The 18646-nt window shown below is 43.3% G+C and carries 20 protein-coding genes; 16 read left to right on the top strand and 4 right to left on the bottom strand.

Annotation, left to right across the window (positions count from 1 at the left end; all coding sequences use genetic code 11):
* Positions 1 to 24 precede the first annotated feature (24 nt).
* On the top strand, positions 25 to 846 hold the full coding sequence (gene folK, locus NMM25_RS07890; protein ID WP_254736487.1) for a 2-amino-4-hydroxy-6-hydroxymethyldihydropteridine diphosphokinase: 822 nt from the start codon (positions 25 to 27) through the stop codon (positions 844 to 846).
* Complete coding sequence (locus NMM25_RS07885; RefSeq protein ID WP_254736486.1) at positions 839 to 2122, top strand: DUF308 domain-containing protein; 1284 nt, start codon at positions 839 to 841, stop codon at positions 2120 to 2122. Before folK ends, NMM25_RS07885 begins: the two co-directional genes overlap by 8 nt.
* 51 nt (positions 2123 to 2173) lie before the next feature.
* Here NMM25_RS07885 and NMM25_RS07880 read toward each other — a convergent pair whose 3' ends face one another.
* The gene (locus NMM25_RS07880; RefSeq protein WP_000886045.1) at positions 2174 to 2491 is read right to left on the bottom strand and encodes a DUF960 domain-containing protein; all 318 of its coding nucleotides are present in this window, start codon (positions 2489 to 2491) and stop codon (positions 2174 to 2176) included.
* Between the two features lie 204 nt (positions 2492 to 2695).
* Here NMM25_RS07880 and ccpA point away from each other — a divergent pair, with 204 nt between their 5' ends.
* The gene (gene ccpA, locus NMM25_RS07875; protein WP_254736485.1) at positions 2696 to 3706 is read left to right on the top strand and encodes a catabolite control protein A; all 1011 of its coding nucleotides are present in this window, start codon (positions 2696 to 2698) and stop codon (positions 3704 to 3706) included.
* A 53-nt stretch (positions 3707 to 3759) separates the two neighbouring features.
* Here the strand turns inward: ccpA and NMM25_RS07870 are convergent, their stop codons facing one another.
* Positions 3760 to 4722, bottom strand: coding sequence for an asparaginase (locus tag NMM25_RS07870; RefSeq protein WP_007519608.1), 963 nt, complete (start codon positions 4720 to 4722; stop codon positions 3760 to 3762).
* A 65-nt stretch (positions 4723 to 4787) separates the two neighbouring features.
* Here NMM25_RS07870 and NMM25_RS07865 point away from each other — a divergent pair, with 65 nt between their 5' ends.
* Positions 4788 to 6182, top strand: coding sequence for a Cof-type HAD-IIB family hydrolase (locus tag NMM25_RS07865; RefSeq protein ID WP_254736484.1), 1395 nt, complete (start codon positions 4788 to 4790; stop codon positions 6180 to 6182).
* A gap of 32 nt (positions 6183 to 6214) precedes the next feature.
* Here NMM25_RS07865 and NMM25_RS07860 read toward each other — a convergent pair whose 3' ends face one another.
* Entirely contained in the window at positions 6215 to 6667 is a 453-nt protein-coding gene (locus NMM25_RS07860; RefSeq protein ID WP_254736483.1) for a universal stress protein, read from the bottom strand.
* 246 nt (positions 6668 to 6913) lie between these two features.
* On the opposite strand from NMM25_RS07860, the gene NMM25_RS07855 reads away from it, so the two are divergent.
* Both NMM25_RS07855 and rpmH read left to right on the top strand, forming a co-directional pair.
* Complete coding sequence (locus NMM25_RS07855; RefSeq protein ID WP_254736482.1) at positions 6914 to 8128, top strand: pyridoxal phosphate-dependent aminotransferase; 1215 nt, start codon at positions 6914 to 6916, stop codon at positions 8126 to 8128.
* A 144-nt stretch (positions 8129 to 8272) separates the two neighbouring features.
* Entirely contained in the window at positions 8273 to 8407 is a 135-nt protein-coding gene (rpmH, locus tag NMM25_RS07850) for a 50S ribosomal protein L34 (protein ID WP_000831902.1), read from the top strand.
* Positions 8408 to 8588: 181 nt separating this feature from the next.
* Here the strand turns inward: rpmH and NMM25_RS07845 are convergent, their stop codons facing one another.
* Positions 8589 to 10433 (bottom strand): APC family permease, encoded by a 1845-nt coding sequence (locus NMM25_RS07845; protein ID WP_254736481.1) that lies wholly within the window; start codon positions 10431 to 10433, stop codon positions 8589 to 8591.
* A gap of 149 nt (positions 10434 to 10582) precedes the next feature.
* On the opposite strand from NMM25_RS07845, the gene NMM25_RS07840 reads away from it, so the two are divergent.
* From NMM25_RS07840 to NMM25_RS07795, 10 genes are all read left to right on the top strand, one after another.
* Positions 10583 to 11359, top strand: coding sequence for a TatD family hydrolase (locus NMM25_RS07840; RefSeq protein WP_254736504.1), 777 nt, complete (start codon positions 10583 to 10585; stop codon positions 11357 to 11359).
* Entirely contained in the window at positions 11356 to 11919 is a 564-nt protein-coding gene (rnmV, locus tag NMM25_RS07835; protein ID WP_254736480.1) for a ribonuclease M5, read from the top strand. Before NMM25_RS07840 ends, rnmV begins: the two co-directional genes overlap by 4 nt.
* An 11-nt stretch (positions 11920 to 11930) precedes the next feature.
* Positions 11931 to 12782 carry an SDR family NAD(P)-dependent oxidoreductase gene (locus NMM25_RS07830; protein ID WP_254736479.1) on the top strand — a complete coding sequence of 284 codons (852 nt, stop codon included), beginning with the start codon at positions 11931 to 11933 and terminating at the stop codon, positions 12780 to 12782.
* 260 nt (positions 12783 to 13042) lie between these two features.
* Positions 13043 to 13306, top strand: coding sequence for a hypothetical protein (locus NMM25_RS07825; protein ID WP_254736478.1), 264 nt, complete (start codon positions 13043 to 13045; stop codon positions 13304 to 13306).
* A gap of 12 nt (positions 13307 to 13318) precedes the next feature.
* On the top strand, positions 13319 to 14191 hold the full coding sequence (gene rsmA, locus NMM25_RS07820) for a 16S rRNA (adenine(1518)-N(6)/adenine(1519)-N(6))-dimethyltransferase RsmA (RefSeq protein ID WP_254736477.1): 873 nt from the start codon (positions 13319 to 13321) through the stop codon (positions 14189 to 14191).
* 1 nt (position 14192) lies between these two features.
* On the top strand, positions 14193 to 15071 hold the full coding sequence (gene rsgA, locus NMM25_RS07815) for a ribosome small subunit-dependent GTPase A (protein WP_254736503.1): 879 nt from the start codon (positions 14193 to 14195) through the stop codon (positions 15069 to 15071).
* Between the two features lie 10 nt (positions 15072 to 15081).
* Complete coding sequence (rpe, locus tag NMM25_RS07810) at positions 15082 to 15738, top strand: ribulose-phosphate 3-epimerase (RefSeq protein ID WP_254736476.1); 657 nt, start codon at positions 15082 to 15084, stop codon at positions 15736 to 15738.
* Positions 15701 to 16363 carry a thiamine diphosphokinase gene (locus NMM25_RS07805; RefSeq protein ID WP_254736475.1) on the top strand — a complete coding sequence of 221 codons (663 nt, stop codon included), beginning with the start codon at positions 15701 to 15703 and terminating at the stop codon, positions 16361 to 16363. The genes rpe and NMM25_RS07805 overlap by 38 nt, the downstream gene beginning before the upstream one ends.
* Before the next feature lies 1 nt (position 16364).
* Positions 16365 to 17621: a DNA recombination protein RmuC gene (gene rmuC, locus NMM25_RS07800; protein WP_254736474.1), complete on the top strand. Its 1257-nt coding sequence runs from the start codon at positions 16365 to 16367 to the stop codon at positions 17619 to 17621.
* Positions 17611 to 18552 carry a 3'-5' exoribonuclease YhaM family protein gene (locus tag NMM25_RS07795; RefSeq protein ID WP_254736473.1) on the top strand — a complete coding sequence of 314 codons (942 nt, stop codon included), beginning with the start codon at positions 17611 to 17613 and terminating at the stop codon, positions 18550 to 18552. The genes rmuC and NMM25_RS07795 overlap by 11 nt, the downstream gene beginning before the upstream one ends.
* Positions 18553 to 18646 lie beyond the last annotated feature (94 nt).

Genomic DNA, 18646 nt, shown 5'->3' with positions numbered 1-18646 from the left:
GGATTTTTCTAGAAAGGACTAGTTATGGATCAACTGCAGATTAAAAATTTGGAAATTTTTGCCTATCATGGTCTTTTCCCTAGTGAGAAAGAATTGGGGCAGAAGTTTGTTATTTCCGCAAGCTTATCCTATGATATGACCAAGGCGGCGACAGACTTGGATTTAACAGCATCTGTCCATTACGGAGAACTGTGTCAGCAGTGGACGATTTGGTTTCAGGAAACCATTGAGGACTTGATTGAAACGGTAGCCTACAAACTAGTAGAGCGTACCTTTGAGACTTATCCTCTGGTTCAAGAGATTGAACTTGAACTCAAAAAACCTTGGGCACCAGTACATTTGCCATTGGATACCTGCTCGGTGACCATTCACCGTCGTAAGCAGCGGGCCTTTATCGCTCTAGGAAGCAATATGGGGGACAAGCAAGCAAACTTGGAACAAGCTATTGACAAACTACGAGCTCAAGGTATCCATATTCTCAAAGAGTCCAGTGTCTTGGCGACAGAGCCTTGGGGAGGTGTGGAACAGGATAGCTTTGCCAATCAGGTGATTGAAGTAGAAACCTGGCTACCAGCACCAGTCTTGTTAGAAACATTATTAGCCATTGAGTCAGAAATGGGACGGGTTCGAGAGGTGCATTGGGGGCCTCGTTTGATTGATTTGGACCTACTCTTTGTGGAGGACCAGATTATTTACACAGACGAGCTCATCTTGCCTCATCCTTATATAGCAGAACGCCTCTTTGTTCTTGAGCCGTTAGTGGAAATAGCTCCCCATTTTATCCATCCGATCCTAAAGCAACCAATTCGTTACTTGGTTGACCAGTTGGAGCAAGGAAATGCCTAAGCTTTCCGAGACCTATAGTAAGTGGAAGAGTATTGGGGAGGGACTACTTGCTATTGTTTTAGGGCTTCTCTTGATTCGTTTTGGACAAGTTATTCCGCGAATGGGGTATCAGTTGCTGATGGGCTACTTTTCCTTGTCAGCAGTTTGGCACTTGTTGACTCGCTGGTTTCAGGATAAAAAACGTCGGGAAAACATTTTTGTAACCTTGGCCAAGCTGGTGGTTGCGGCTCTGGTGTTTGACTCTATCATCTTGCAAGACCTTGCCCTCTATCTCCTGGTTTTTATCATTGCGAGCTACCAGCTGTTTACGGGCATCATTAGTCTTGTGACTTGGTCTCTCTATCGAAAAAATGCTATTCATCCTCGGCTCCATCATCTCTTCGATGCTGTATGGATGATAGGATTCGGTCTTTATAGCATCTCTCCATTTCACGATGCAGCGAATTTTGAATTGCTCTTGCTTGGATTTTACTTGCTCATGCTAGGAGCCAGTAGCCTCCGGGACGGTTTCTTTTTTGAAAGGATAGAAAACAATCCCAAGCTGAAACGACGTATGCGAATGACTCTGCCGATCTTTGTGACGGCTCTGATTCCTATCAGCACCTTGCGCAAACTAAATGAGTGGCTGTCAAATCATGAAAGCCAAGAAGGGGAAGTTCATTCAGAAAGAAAAAATGATCAGACGGTTGATCTGGAAATTTTTGTCCATACCTCAGAAACCTCCTTCTTCCTTGCTATGGGACATGTGGATATTTGTTATCAAGGGACAGTTATTTCCTATGGTTCCTATGATCCCCGCTCGGAGCGTTTATTCGGTATGGTTGGAGATGGTGTTTTGTTTAAGGCTAATCGGGAAAAATACATCGAACTCTGCAAGAGGGAAAGTCAGAAGACCTTGTTTGCTTATGGTCTGAGTTTGACGGACCAACAGAAAACAGCTATCCAAGCTCGCCTAGCAGAGATAGAAGACCTGTTAATTCCTTGGGAACCAAGCTCGCAGTTGATGAAAAGAAGAGAGGGTGAGGTCAAGCATACCTACTCCTACCAACTGAAAGAGGAAGCGGATGCGACCCTCTATAAATTCAGCTCATCCGAGTTTAAGACCTACTTTGTTCTCAGTACCAATTGTGTTTTGCTGGCAGACTCTATCGTGGGAAAAGCTGGGACTGATATATTGAGTCCCCAAGGTTTCATTGTGCCAGGGACTTATCAGGATTATCTTGACTTAGAGTATACAAAACCAAACGGTCTAGTTGTCAGTCGATCTATTTATTAGAAAAAGAAAACTCTAGTTCCTCAGCAGTTTGTGCCGAAAAGCTAGAGTTTTTTAAAATAGGTCATTTTCTTCTGGAAGGAGGATGGTTTCTCTGCCGTCCAAGTCTAAAACAAGGACCCTAGGCGGGTAAAGCGGATCGAAAGGATGATTAAAATCAAAATCGATGCTAGTCGGAAGGTGCTGGCTAGAAAAATGGAAGGTGATGGTCCCCTTATTGTTGAGCAGTTGAAACTCAAGTTCTTCTTCTAGTTCAAAGACATTTTTCAGGAAATGATCGATAATATACCATAAAGAGTCAATGACATCATCAGGCAAGCTGGTCACGACACCAAAACTAGCGGAACGTCTCTGTGTATTTGTAAAAGCCATGTTTTCCTCCCCCTTTTATTTTCCTTATCATACAGCAAAATGTCTTAAAAATCAAGAAATCCTACTTGCTTTTTCAAAATGGGAATAAACTGTGAAATTTTTTCAAAGTTTCTCTAAAAAATACTTGAAAGTGTTTACAATAAGTGATAAAATGGAGTAAGTAGATGCGTGAAAGCGAAATTTTCATTATAGAAAGGAAACGGAATGAACACAGATGATACAGTAACGATTTATGACGTCGCCCGTGAAGCAGGAGTTTCGATGGCAACAGTTAGCCGTGTCGTTAATGGCAACAAGAATGTTAAAGAGAACACTCGAAAAAAAGTCCTAGAAGTGATTGATCGCTTGGACTATCGTCCAAATGCGGTAGCCCGTGGTTTAGCTAGCAAGAAAACAACGACAGTCGGAGTTGTGATTCCGAACATTACCAATGGTTATTTCTCAACACTTGCTAAGGGAATTGACGACATTGCTGAAATGTACAAGTATAACATTGTCCTTGCAAATAGTGATGAGGATGATGAAAAGGAAGTTTCAGTAGTTAACACTCTCTTTTCAAAACAAGTCGATGGGATTATCTTTATGGGCTATCACTTGACTGAAAAGATTCGTTCAGAGTTTTCTCGTTCACGGACACCGGTTGTTCTTGCTGGTACTGTGGATGTAGAACACCAACTTCCAAGTGTCAATATCGACTACAAACAAGCAACGATTGATGCTGTAAGCTACCTTCTCAAAGAAAATGAGAAAATTGCTTTTGTGAGTGGACCACTCGTCGATGATGTCAATGGCAAGGTTCGTTTGATTGGTTATAAGGAAGCCTTGAAAAAAGCTGGACATTCTTATAGCGAGGGCTTGGTCTTCGAATCAAAATACAGCTATGACGATGGCTATGCCTTGGCAGAACGCTTGATTTCATCACAAGCTACAGCCGCAGTTGTAACAGGTGATGAATTGGCTGCGGGTGTGTTGAATGGTTTGGCTGACCACGGTGTGTCTGTGCCAGAAGAGTTTGAAATCATCACGACAGATGACTCTCAGATTGCACGATTCACTCGTCCAAACTTGACGACTATTGCCCAACCTCTTTATGACTTAGGTGCTATCAGCATGCGTATGTTGACTAAGATTATGCATAAGGAAGAGTTGGAAGAACGTGAAGTTCTCCTACCTCATGGTTTGACAGAACGTCGCTCTACACGAAAACGTAAATAGAAAAAATTAGGGAATCGTGAAGATTTCCTGATTTTGCGTTCTAGAGAAGAGGATTAGCCTTCCATATAGTCTTTTAAGGCCTGTCCTTTTAGTCCAGCATTAAGGGCGATTAATAATTTGAGGCGAGCTTTTTGAGCGTTGAGTTCTTTGACAAAGAAAACACCAGCTCGTTGCAACTGTACCCCTCCACCTTGGTAGGCGTAGACAGGTTCAGCAATGCCATTAAAACAACGTGAGACCAAGGCGACTGGGATTCCTTTTTGCAGGAGATTTTCCAACTTTTGAGCTGTTTCTTTGGGAACATTGCCTGCTCCGAAGGCCTGAATAACTAAGCCATCCAGCTGTTCCAAGTCTAACATATCAATCAGCTCGTCTGTCATACCGGCATAGGCAGAGATGATGGGAACTAGACCTTGAATATGCTCGAGATCAAACCGGACACGAGGTTCAGCCGTTTTAAAGTAGAGGATTTCTTGCTTCATGATAAGGCCAAGTGGTCCATGTGTTGGGGTTTGAAAGGTGCTGACGTTGGTCGTATGAGTTTTGGTAACATACTTGGCTGCGTGGATCTCGTCGTTCATGACGACCAGTACACCCTTGTCGGCTGCTTTATCATCGCTGGCAACTCTCAGAGCGCTCAGATAGTTATATACACCGTCGCTACCAAGTTCATTAGAACTACGCATGGCCCCTGTTAGAACGATGGGGATGGGCGGAATTTTCATGGTATCAAGGAAGTAAGCTGTTTCTTCTAAGGTATCTGTACCGTGTGTGATGACAACACCATCGTAGTTATCAGCTTCCTCTTTGATTTTATGATAGAGTGCAAGCATATGCTTGGGTTTGATATGGGGGCTTGGCAGGTTAAAAAAGTCTAGGGCATGAACCTCAATCCCTTCAAGTGGATTGGAAACATGGTTCATGGGATTGTCCTGACTAGTTACAACGGCACCAGTGGCGTCTGCTTGCATGGAAATAGTCCCACCTGTATGCAAAACAAGGATTTTCTTAGGCATGATTTAGTCACTCTTTCTGAAATGTGGTATAATCATTGTAACACAAAAGGGGAGAATGGGATAGGATGGAAGTCAAGGCTGTTTTTTTTGATATCGATGGAACGCTAGTCAACGATCGCAAGAGTGTTTTGAAATCCACTAAGGACGCGATTAAGATTGTTAAAGAGCAAGGGGTACTTGTTGGAGTAGCGACAGGACGAGGGCCGTTTTTTGTCAAGGAATTGATGGAAGACTTAGACCTAGACTTTGCGGTGACCTACAATGGCCAATACATTTTTAATAAAGAAAAGGTACTCTTTGCAAGCCCAATCGCTAAGTCAAGCCTGCGTCAACTGATTGCTTACGCTAAAAAGGAGCGTAAAGAAATCGCCCTTGGAACCGAGCATGCCGTTGTTGGTTCGAAAATTATGTCATTTGGTCTCGGCTCCTTTTCTCAACTGGTTAGTCGTTTTATTCCGACTGTTCTGACAAGAACTGTTAGCCGTTCCTTTAATCGGATGGTCAGCAAGGCAGTTCCTCAAAAGGAAGACGACTTGCTTAACTTAATTAACCAACCCATTTATCAAGTTTTGATGCTGATGACGCCAGAGGAATCTGAGAAAGCAGCAGCTGATTTTGAAGATTTGAAATTGACTCGAAGCAATCCTTTTGCCGCAGATATCATTAACCAAGGAAATTCTAAACTAGAAGGCATTCGCCGAGTTGGGAAAGAATATGGCTTTGATCTCAATCAAGTCATGGCCTTTGGTGATTCAGATAACGACCTGGAAATGTTGGCAGGTGTCGGTATGTCAGTCGCTATGGGAAATGGCAGTAGCAGTGCCAAAGAAGTTGCCAAGCATATCACAGCAAGCAATCAACAAGATGGCATACACAAGGCGCTTGAGCACTTTGGCGTTTTAGCTTCAGAAAAAGTGTTTGTCAGTCGGGACTACCACTTTAATAAAGTCAAGACCTTCCACCACATGATGGATGAACGAACTCAAGAAGAGCCACAGGCATGGGATGCTGAAGGTGCAACCCACCGCGCAGATTTTAAAATTGAAGAATTAGTAGAGTTTGTTCGCGCAGCAAGTTCTTCAGAGGAAGAATTCCAAAACTCCCTTGCAAGCATGCATGAGGCACTTGATAAGGCGGCAGAGAAAGTGGCGAAAAAGACACCTGCGAAGCAAAATCTGGTCGGTCAAGTGGATGCTTTGATCGACACACTGTATTTCACGTACGGCAGTTTTGTTTTGATGGGAGTGGATCCAGAACGCATTTTTGATATTGTCCACGAAGCAAATATGGGGAAGGTTTTCCCTGATGGAAAAGCTCATTTTGACCCAGTTACGCACAAGATTTTAAAACCGGACGACTGGGAAGAAAAATATGCTCCAGAACCTGCCATTAAACAGGAGCTACAACGTCAGCTTAAGGCTTATGAGCGACATAAAGAAAGAAATAGAAATAATAAGTAACAAAAAGGAGCTCTAGGCTCCTTTTTTAATAATTATAATGTTTTTTCACTTTCTCTCACGACCAGCAAATCAACTTTTGCATGGCGGAGAATATATTCAGATGAAGAACCGACTAAGAGGCGTTCAAAGGCATTGAGACCTGTAGCACCAACTAAAATCAAGTCAACATTTTCTGCGTCCGGAATCGTCCGAGCGAGGAGAGTTTTTGGATTTCCCATTTCGATGACGATGTGGATATCCGTTAAACCAGCGTCTTTTGCACGCTTTTCATACTCTTTCATCATACTTTCAGCATCGGCTTGGAGTTCTTCGTAAACTTCAGCATCAAAGGTAGATACGCTTTGAAGAGCGCGTGTGTCAATAACATGGGCAATGGTGAGCTTGGATTCGTTGCGTAGAGCAGTGTAAACACCTTTGACGAAAGCCAAATCCGCTTCTTTAGAACCATCAATTGCGACCATAACATTTTGGTAACGTTGTGCCATAATGAAACCTCCTGAAATTTTCTTACTGTTATTGTAACCCTTTTCACTAAAGAAGTAAAGTAAAAATCATATTTTAAACCATATTGTTGGTCATAGACTTAGTGCGTATATAGAAATAAAAGAAAAGAGAATTGGTGAGAATTCTCTTTGTCAATGTTTTTTCTTTTGCTTCCTTGTTTATGGAAGCTTGTCGCAGCGACTTTCTAGTGGTATAATGTTACTATCCTGACGAATTGAGGAAAAAAGATGAAAGAATTTAACAAATCTAGCAAGCTAGAGCATGTTGCTTATGATATCCGTGGTCCTGTTTTAGAAGAAGCCATGCGGATGCGAGCAAACGGAGAAAAGATTTTACGCCTGAATACAGGGAATCCAGCAGAATTTGGCTTTACAGCGCCAGATGAGGTCATTCATGATTTGATTATGAATGCGCGTGATAGCGAAGGTTACTCTGATTCTAAAGGGATTTTCTCAGCCCGTAAGGCTATCATGCAGTATTGCCAACTGAAGAAATTCCCAAATGTGGATATTGATGATATCTACCTTGGAAATGGTGTCAGTGAACTGATTGTCATGTCCATGCAGGGGCTTCTGGACAATGGAGATGAGGTCTTGGTACCTATGCCAGACTATCCTCTCTGGACAGCCGCTGTCAGCCTAGCTGGAGGAAATGCCGTCCACTATATCTGTGATGAGGATGCAGAATGGTATCCTGATATTGACGATATCAAGTCAAAAATCACTTCAAATACCAAGGCTATTATTCTCATCAATCCAAATAATCCGACAGGAGCTCTCTATCCCAAGAAACTCTTGTTGGAGATTATCGAGATTGCACGTCAAAACGACTTGATTATCTTTGCGGATGAAATCTACGACCGTATGGTCATGGACGGTCATGAGCATGTCTCAGTAGCTAGTTTGGCTCCAGATGTCTTCTGTGTCAGCATGAATGGTCTTTCAAAATCTCACCGTATCGCTGGTTTCCGTATAGGATGGATGGTCTTATCTGGACCTAAGACACATGTCAAGGGCTATATTGAAGGTCTTAATATGCTGTCTAACATGCGCCTTTGCTCTAACGTTTTGGCCCAGCAAGTCGTACAAACCTCGCTAGGTGGGCATCAGTCGGTGGACGAATTGCTCCTTCCTGGTGGACGGATCTACGAGCAAAGAAACTTCATTTACAATGCCATCCAAGATATCCCAGGTTTGTCTGCGGTCAAGCCGAAGGCGGGACTTTATATCTTCCCTAAAATTGACCGCAATATGTATCGCATCGATGATGATGAACAGTTTGTCCTCAATTTCTTGAAGCAAGAGAAGGTTCTCTTGGTTCATGGTCGTGGTTTTAACTGGAAGGAACCAGACCATTTCCGTATCGTTTACCTCCCTCGTGTGGATGAATTAGCACAAATCCAAGAAAAGATGACTCGTTTCTTGAAACAGTATCGTAGATAGGGCTTACATGAGAAAAAGCTGGAAACATTTGCCTAGAGCTATTGACAAAAGTATCAGAATCAGATAGAATAGTAAAGTATGTTTAGTAACTGATCACTTTATAGCCGGCTAAACGAATACAAAATCTATGAGGAGGTATTCATCGTGAAACGTACTTATCAACCAAGTAAAATTCGTCGTGCGCGCAAACACGGATTCCGTAACCGTATGTCAACTAAAAACGGTCGTCGCGTATTGGCAGCTCGTCGTCGTAAAGGACGCAAAGTTTTGGCTGCATAATCCAAACAAATTCAGCAAAGAAGTCAGTAGGAACTCGAGTCTACTGGCTTTTGTTTTTATCTTAAAGGGTGTATTGCCCACGAAATTGTCAATTTCAAATGGAACTCATGGAGGGTTCATTTAAAAGGTCACATACAAAAAACTCAAAACCAGATATAAGTTACTGATTTTGAGTTTTTGTTTATTCTTTTAAGTGATAAGAGTAGCTAGCGACAACGACGTCTTCATGCCATCTGAGAGCGTATTTTAGTTTGAGGCTCATTTGATTGTGCAGGATATTTTGCCAAGGCTTGTTAGGAATAAACTGTGGTACAAGGACTGTAACGGTGTAGTTTTTTTGCTTAGCTTCTTGGGCGATTCGTTTGACATACTTGACACTAGGGGTGATGATGTCGCGGTAGCTGGTATTGATATTCTTCAGAGTGATACTTGGGAAGTAATCGGCAAATTCCTGGAGGATTTCTTGGTCTTTTTCCGCCGTTTCTTTAGTAGAAATGTGCATGGCCAACACTTCGTCACCGATACTTTGAGCGTAGTTAATGGCTCCGACACTTACTCGAGTAACATTTCCTACTAGGACAAGGACAAGGTTACCGTCATAAGTGCGCTTTTCAACTCCTTCGTAGAGTCGCAGTTGTTTTGCCACTTTTTGGTAATGGCTGTGAATGGACAAAAAGAGGAAAGTTAAAACTAGGATAATTGGGAAGAATGGCCAGATATCACCCAGTCTGAAGAGGAGTAAAATGAGGACAATAGCATAACAAATGATGGCCCCAAGGATATTAGCGAAGGCAGATTTTAAGAAGTTTGCTCCTTTTTCCTTTTTCCAATGGCGAATCATCCCAGTCTGAGAAAGGGCAAAGGGAACGAAGACCCCGATAGTATAAAGAGGAATCAAGCGTTCGGTATTCCCATTAAAAATGAGAAGAAGGATCATAGCTCCAAAAGCCAGAGTTAAGATACCGTTGGAGTAGCCAAGGCGATCCCCTTTTTCCATAAAGAGATGAGGCATGTACTTGTTTTTGGCCATATTGTAGGACAGCATAGGGAAGGCTGAAAAGCCAGTATTTGCAGCTACAGCTAGAATTAAGGCTGTCGAGAACTGGAAGAGATAGTAGCTAGCATGACCAAAGAATGAATCACCAAGAATACCCTTGGCCATTTGCGAGAGGATGGTTTCTCCGTGTTGAGGCGTGATACCCATCCAGTAGTTTAGGAAGGTAATGCCTGCAAAAAGAAATCCTAAAATCAGCGACATGATGGTCAAGGTCTGAGCAGCATTCTTTTCTTTCGGAGTTTTGAAAAATGGTACCGCATTTGAAATAGCTTCAACCCCTGTCAGAGAGGCAGAGCCACTGGTAAAGGCTCTCAATAGGAGAACGATGGAAAGGCTTGGAACAGTTTGTCCAATGGTTGAAGTCGCCTGATAGTTTAGGGAACCTGTAAATAGTTGAAAGAACCCATAAAGCAAGAGAAAGGTGGTACTGAGGATAAAGAGATAGACGGGAATCATCAGAGAGCTGGCAGATTCTTTTAATCCTCTTAAATTCAAGAGCATGAGCAGGCAGACTAGGAAAATAGAGATATGAAGATTATAGGGATGGAGGGCAGGGATGGCTGCGGTAATAGCATCAGCTCCAGAAGCAACGGATACGGCTACTGTCAGCATATAGTCAACAAGGAGGCTGCCCCCTGCAATCAAGCCTAGTTCAGGGGAGAGGTTTTCCCGAGTGACCATATAAGCCCCTCCACCTTGAGGATAGGCGTGGATGATTTGACGATAGGAAATGGTCAAACTAGCGAGCAGTAAGAGGACAAAAATACCGATAGGGAGGCTCCACCAAATAGCGAGAGGAGAGAGACTAACTAAAACGAGAATGACTTGTTCAGGCCCATAGGCAATAGAAGATAGGGCATCACTGGATAACATTGCAAGTGCCTGCATTTTTCCAAGTAATCCCCCTTCGCCGTCTGTGAGAGACTTGAGTGGTTGACCGATAAAGGTATATTTTAATTTTCTAAACATTTTCTTTTCCTTTGATGAAAATTTCAATAAGTGTTATTATACTGCTTTGAAAAAGGGCAGTCAAGGGAGAATGACTGATTTTTGGATATTTTTCCAAGCCGAGGGATGCTATTTTTGGTATAATAGATGGAAGAATGAGGTTAGAAGAGATGATTTTTGATACGCACACACATTTAAATGTAGAAGAATTTGCAGGCCGTGAGGCAGAAGAAATCGCCTTGGCTGCTGAGATGGGTGTGACACAGATGAATATTGTTGGTTTTGATAAGCCAACCATTGAACGAGCCCTGGAGTTGGCAGATGAGTATGAGCAACTCTACGCAACTATTGGCTGGCATCCGACGGAAGCAGGGACTTACACAGATGAGGTCGAAGCTTACTTGCTTGAAAAGATAAAACATCCCAAGGTTGTTGCCTTGGGGGAGATTGGTCTGGACTACCATTGGATGACAGCACCTAAGGAAGTGCAGAAACAGGTTTTTCGTCGTCAGATTCAGCTGTCTAAGGATTTGAACTTGCCTTTTGTGGTCCACACTCGTGATGCGCTAGAAGATACTTATGAGATTATCAAGAGTGAGGGCGTTGGTCCTCGTGGTGGGATCATGCATTCATTTTCAGGCTCTCTCGAGTGGGCTGAGAAGTTTATCGAGCTTGGTATGACCATTTCTTTCACAGGAGTGGTGACCTTTAAAAAAGCTACAGATGTCCAAGAAGCTGCTAGAGAGCTTCCTTTGGATAAAATTTTGGTAGAGACGGATGCGCCCTACCTGGCTCCTGTTCCTAAACGTGGCCGTGAAAACAAAACAGCCTACACACGCTATGTGGTGGACTTTATTGCTGCCTTGCGTGGGATGACAACCGAGGAATTAGCAGCAGCAACGACTGCAAATGCAGAGCGAATTTTTGGATTGGAAAAACAATCATGAAAGAAAAAATTTCCCAAGTCATCGTGGTTGAAGGTCGCGATGATACGGCCAATCTCAAACGTTACTTTGATGTAGAGACCTATGAGACACGAGGTTCCGCAATAGATGACCAGGATATAGAACGCATTCAGCGCCTGCATGAATTGCATGGAGTCATTGTCTTTACAGATCCAGATTTTAATGGGGAGCGCATTCGTCGCATGATTATGACGGCTATTCCGACGGCGCAGCATGCCTTTCTCAAGCGAGATGAGGCTGTTCCCAAATCCAAGTCCAAGGGACGTTCTCTGGGAATCGAACACGCCAGCTATGAAGACCTAAAAACAGCGCTGGCCCAGGTGACAGAGCAATTTGAAAACGAGAACGAGTTTGACATTAGTCGTAGTGACTTGATTCGCCTAGGTTTCTTAGCGGGAGCAGACAGTCGTAGGCGCCGAGAGTATCTAGGCGAACAGCTCCGCATTGGCTATTCCAACGGCAAGCAACTCCTCAAACGATTAGAGTTATTTGGGGTGACCTTAGCAGAAGTGGAAGAAGTTATGACAAAATATTCAGTTTAAAGGAGTAAAAAATGGAAAAAGTAATTATTACCGGTGGTAACAGTGGTATCGGCTATCAAGCTGCAAGGCAGTTAGCTGAGAAAGGGTGGTCAGTGACCCTATTTTGTAGGCGGCAAGAGGCTGCCGAGCAAGCTTGTGAGGAAATTCGTCAGCAGACAGGAAATCCACATGTAGATTATATCTTGGCTGATTTATCTGATATGAAGAGTGTCAGGAAAGCAGCGGAACAGTATATTCAAAAAGAAGACGTTCTAGACGTTCTAATTAACAATGCAGCTGACTTTGATTTATCAGTCAAAAAGCCCATCATGACTAAGGATGGATTAGAAAAACAATTTGCGACCAATGTTGTTGCGCCCTTCCTGCTTTCTTTCCTGTTGAAAGGTTTGTTGGAAAAGTCAGAGAGTGGACGGATTATTAATATTTCTTCCCAGGGGCTAGTGCTTTATCCCTTCATGAAACTTGATTTTGAAAATTTAGCTGGTCAAAAATATTACAGTCCTGCTAAGACTTATTATCAGAATAAATTAGCCTTGTTGATGCTGTCGCTTTATATGCGGAAACATTGGAAAGATATTAAAATTCAGGCAATTCGTGTGACCAATGTCAAAGTAGATATGCGCCGCTATAATCACCTCAGCGCTTTTATGAAAAATCTTTATAAAATCAAGTCAAGATTTTCGATTAGTCCTGAAGAAATGGCGAAAGTCTACACAGCCTTATCTACAGAAGACGGATATGACGGTTTTTTGTATGACGAGAAATGCAGGGAAGTAAAAGCAAATAGATCTGCTTACGAAGAAGAAGAGCAGAAAAAACTCTATGCCTTACTTGAGCAATTGACTTTTTCAAACGATGAATGATAAAGATTTTAAAAAATAGAACAGATTTTACAAGTTGTTTCAATAGTGAGTGAAAATTCCGTATATGGAGTTGTTTGATGTGTTCCTAATGAAAATGGAAGAAGCCAGGATAAGTTAAGGGATGTTAAATAGTTCCTCGTATATATGACGATATATTATAGTTGATTTATTTCTAGGATTATCTATTTTGATAGCATTAAAATAGAAACTTATAAGGACAGATCGAAATGACAATATAAGTTGACAGAGAGTCTATCTGCATGGGGGATGATGTTTTTTCTCATCAGATGGACCTTGATATCCCGGAGGATATGACAGTTGAGGAGCTTTGTAGTTTTCTTCAAAAGGATAGATATCTGTCTGGATTGGATACGGAATGGTTTCTTCGACATGGTGGAAAGACAATAACAAGTTATAATACGGAAACAAAAGAACTGACGAATCCAAATGTTTATTTAAAAGACCTGATTCATCAGGGCTCTAGAGGAAATGATTTTGTTTGGATATATCGTCGTTCATATTAGAAAAGAGAATGAATGAGAATTGCAGATTATAGCGTGACCAAGGCAGTGCTGGAGCGTCACGGTTTTACCTTTAAAAAGTCCTTCGGGCAAAATTTCCTGACGGATACCAATATCCTTCAAAAAATCGTGGATACAGCTGAAATTGATGATCAGGTTAATGTCATCGAAATCGGGCCAGGGATTGGTGCCTTGACAGAATTTTTGGCTGAGCGTGCAGCTCAAGTCATGGCATTTGAGATCGACCACCGTTTGGTACCGATTTTGGCAGATACCCTGCGTGATTTTGACAATGTAACAGTAGTCAACGAGGACATTCTCAAAGTTGACCTAGCTCAGCATATCCAGAATTTCAAAAATCCAGACCTGCCGATTAAGGTAGTTGCCAACTTGCCCTACTATATCACAACGCCTATTCTCATGCACTTGATCGAGAGTGGGATTCCTTTTAGTGAGTTTGTGGTCATGATGCAAAAAGAAGTGGCGGATCGCATCTCAGCACAGCCAAATACCAAGGCTTACGGTAGTTTGTCGATTGCTGTGCAGTATTATATGACAGCCAAGGTTGCCTTCATCGTGCCTCGTACGGTCTTTGTGCCAGCCCCAAACGTGGACTCAGCCATTTTGAAAATGGTACGCCGTCCAGAGCCGGCTGTAGCAGTAAAAGATGAGAACTTCTTCTTTAAGGTTTCCAAGGCTAGCTTCACTCATCGTCGCAAGACCTTATGGAATAACCTGACAGGCTACTTTGGCAAGACTGATGAAGTCAAGGAAAAGTTGACCAAGGCTTTGGATCAAGCAGGTTTGTCACCAAGTGTACGTGGAGAAGCTCTCAGCTTGGAAGAATTTGCTAGCCTAGCTGATGCGCTCAAAGGACAAGGGCTCTAAGATGAAGGGACAAATCATTAAAGCCTTGGCGGGCTTCTACTATGTGGAGAGTGAGGGTCAAGTTTACCAGACGCGTGCGCGAGGGAATTTTCGTAAAAAAGGCCACACACCTTATGTCGGAGACTGGGTAGACTTTTCTGCCGAGGAAAATTCAGAAGGTTATATCCTCAAAATTCACGAACGGAAAAACAGTCTGGTTCGTCCACCTATTGTCAATATTGACCAAGCTGTGGTGATCATGTCCGTCAAGGAACCGGACTTCAACAGCAACTTGTTGGATCGTTTCTTGGTTCTTTTGGAACACAAGGGCATTCATCCCATCGTCTATATTTCCAAAATGGATTTGCTGGAAGATAGCGAAGAATTAAGTTTTTACCAACAAACCTATCGTGCCATTGGTTATGACTTTGTGACCAGTAAGGAGGAACTCCTGCCCCTGTTGACAGGGAAAGTGACGGTCTTTATGGGGCAGACTGGTGTTGGAAAATCAACCCTCCTCAATAAAATCGCACCAGATCTCAATCTTGAAACAGGAGAGATCTCAGACAGTCTAGGTCGTGGTCGCCATACCACTCGAGCTGTTAGTTTTTACAACCTCAATGGGGGTAAAATTGCGGACACACCAGGCTTTTCATCACTGGATTATGAAGTGTCAACGGCTGAAGACCTCAATCAGGCCTTTCCAGAGATTGCCAGTGTCAGTCGAGATTGCAAGTTCCGTACTTGTACCCATACCCATGAGCCGTCCTGTGTGGTTAAGCCAGCTGTAGAAGAAGGTGTCATTGCAACCTTCCGTTTTGACAACTACCTGCAATTCCTCAGTGAAATTGAAAATCGCAGAGAAACCTATAAAAAAGTCAGCAAAAAAATTCCAAAATAAGGAGAAACCCATGTCTCAATACAAGATTGCTCCGTCAATTCTGGCAGCAGATTATGCCAACTTTGAACGTGAAATCAAACGCCTAGAAGCAACTGGTGCAGAATATGCCCATATCGATATCATGGATGGGCACTTTGTACCACAAATCAGTTTTGGTGCAGGTGTGGTCGAAGCTCTTCGTCCTCATAGCAAGATGGTCTTTGACTGCCACTTGATGGTAGCAAATCCTGAACATCATGTAGAAGACTTTGCGCGTGCGGGAGCGGATATCATCAGCATCCATGTAGAAGCAACACCTCATATTCATGGAGCACTTCAAAAGATTCGCTCTCTTGGTGTCAAACCTTCGGTTGTTATCAATCCTGGTACGCCTGTTGAAGCCGTTAAGCACGTTCTTCACCTAGTTGATCAAGTCTTGGTCATGACAGTGAATCCTGGATTTGGAGGACAAGCCTTTCTGCCTGAAACCATGGACAAGGTTCGAGAGTTAGTTGCCCTTCGTGAGGAAAAAGGTTTGAGCTTTGAAGTTGAAGTCGATGGTGGGATTGATGACCAAACCATTGCTCAAGCTAAAGAAGCTGGTGCGACCGTTTTTGTAGCAGGGTCCTATGTCTTTAAGGGAGATGTCAATGAACGAGTGCAAACTCTCAGAAAACAATTGGACTAAAGTAGCGGTTTTTGCTGGCGGAGAACGCAGTCATTATCGGACGGATTTTGATTGCTTTGTCGGTGTGGATCGCGGTTCGCTCTGGGTCTTGGAAGAAGATCTTCCTCTCACTCTAGCAGTTGGGGATTTTGATTCGGTGACTGCAGACGAACGTCAGTTGATTCAAAATCGTGCCCAGCGCTTTATCCAAGCCCAGCCAGAAAAAGATGATACGGATCTGGAATTGGCTCTCTTGACCATCTTTAAACAAAATCCTCAGGCCCAGGTAACTATTTTCGGTGCTCTTGGTGGTCGTATTGACCATATGCTGGCTAATGTTTTTCTGCCTAGCAATCCCAAATTGGTACCCTATATGCGCCAGATAGCGATTGAGGATGGGCAAAATGTGATTGCCTATTGTCCAGAAGGAACCAGTCAACTAGAGCCCCGCTCGGACTACGACTATCTTGCCTTTATGCCAGTTCGGGATAGCCAGCTGACTATTCTTGGTGCCAAGTACGAATTGACAGAGGAGAATTTTTTCTTTAAAAAAGTATACACTTCTAACGAATATATAGATAGGGAAGTTTCGGTAACTTGCCCAGATGGCTATGTGGTTGTCTTGCATAGCAAGGACAGGAGGTAGGATGGAGACTGTATTACTACTATTATTAATTGCCAACCTAGTTGGACTCTTTCTCATTTGGCAAAGGCAGGATAAGCAAGACAAGTACCTAGCCAAGAGTTTGGAGGATCAAGCAGACAATCTTTCAGATCAACTGGATTACCGCTTTGACCAAGCCAGACAAGCCAGTCAGTTAGACCAAAAAGACTTGGAAGTGGCTGTCAGCGACCGTTTGCAAGAAGTGCGAATGGAGTTGCACCAAGGCCTGACTCAAGTTAGACAGGAGATGAACGAGAATCTCCTTCAAACCAGAGATAAGACAGACCAACGCCTTCAAGCCTTGCAGGAATCAAATGAGCAACGTTTGGAACAAATGCGTCAGACGGTCGAGGAAAAGTTGGAAAAGACCTTACAGACGCGCTTGCAGGCTTCCTTCGAGACAGTTTCCAAGCAACTGGAGTCTGTCAATCGTGGCCTTGGAGAGATGCAGACAGTTGCCCGTGATGTTGGTGCACTTAACAAGGTTCTCTCTGGAACCAAGACGCGAGGGATTCTGGGTGAATTGCAACTGGGGCAAATCATCGAAGACATCATGACACCTGCCCAGTACGAAAGAGAATACGCTACGGTTGAGAACTCCAGCGAGCGAGTAGAGTACGCCATCAAGTTACCTGGGCAAGGCGACCAGGAATATGTCTACTTACCGATTGACTCCAAGTTTCCACTGGCGGATTATTACCGCTTAGAAGAAGCTTATGAAGCAGGCGATAAGGACGAAATCGAACGCTGTCGTAAGTCACTCCTAGCAATCGTCAAGCGCTTTGCCAAGGATATCAAGAGCAAGTACATAGCGCCACCGCGGACGACCAATTTTGGAGTCTTGTTTGTTCCGACAGAGGGACTCTACTCAGAGATTGTTCGCAATCCGGTCTTCTTTGATGATTTGAGACGGGAGGAGCAGATTATTGTTGCTGGCCCAAGTACCCTATCAGCCCTGCTTAACTCTCTATCAGTTGGCTTCAAGACTCTCAATATCCAAAAGAGTGCCGACCATATCAGCAAGACTCTTGCCAGCGTCAAGACCGAGTTTGGCAAGTTCGGAGGCATTCTGGTCAAGGCACAAAAGCATCTCCAACATGCCTCTGGCAATATTGATGAATTATTAAACCGTCGTACCACAGCTATCGAGCGGACGCTCCGTCACATTGAATTATCAGAAGGTGAGCCTGCGCTTGATCTACTCCATTTCCAAGAAGATGAGGAAGAATATGAAGATTAGTCACATGAAAAAAGATGAGCTGTTTGAAGGTTTTTACCTGATTAAGTCAGCTGACCTAAGACAGACGCGTGCTGGGAAAAACTACCTAGCCTTTACCTTCCAAGATGATAGTGGCGAGATTGAAGGGAAGCTCTGGGATGCCCAACCTCATAACGTTGAGGCCTTTACCGCAGGGAAAGTAGTCCACATGCAGGGACGTCGAGAAGTTTACAACAACACTCCTCAAGTCAATCAAATTACTCTCCGCTTGCCTCAGCCTGGGGAACCCAATGATCCAGCTGATTTCAAGGTCAAGTCGCCAGTTGATGTCAAGGAAATCCGTGACTACATGTCACAAATGATTTTCAAGATTGAAAATCCTATCTGGCAGCGTATCGTTCGCAGTCTCTACACCAAGTATGATAAGGAATTCTACTCCTATCCAGCTGCCAAGACCAACCACCACGCCTTTGAAACGGGTTTGGCCTATCATACAGCAACCATGGTGCGCTTGGCAGATGCCATTAGTGAGATTTATCCTCAGCTCAACAAGAGCCTCCTCTATGCGGGAATTATGTTGCATGACTTGGCCAAGGTTATTGAGTTGACGGGACCAGACCAGACAGAGTACACAGTGCGAGGCAATCTCATCGGTCATATCGCCCTCATCGATAGCGAAATTACCAAGACTGTCATGGAACTAGGCATCGATGATACTAGGGAAGAAGTGGTGCTACTGCGCCATGTCATCCTCAGTCACCATGGCTTACTGGAGTATGGAAGTCCAGTCCGTCCGCGCATTATGGAGGCAGAGATTATCCATATGATTGACAATCTAGATGCCAGCATGATGATGATGTCAACAGCTCTAGCTTTGGTGGACAAAGGAGAGATGACCAATAAAATCTTCGCTATGGACAATCGTTCCTTCTATAAACCAGATTTAGATTAATAATTTAAGAAAAACGAGCATTTTTTACGCAATAATGTTCGTTTTTTTATGTGAATGTGGTATAATGGATAAAATATCAAAATTAAATGGAATG

It is taken from the genome of Streptococcus sp. CF10-1, from assembly GCF_024295825.1.
GTDB lineage: Bacteria > Bacillota > Bacilli > Lactobacillales > Streptococcaceae > Streptococcus.
Note: the sequence above shows the minus strand (reverse complement) of the source record. Positions and strands in the feature narration are given on the sequence as shown.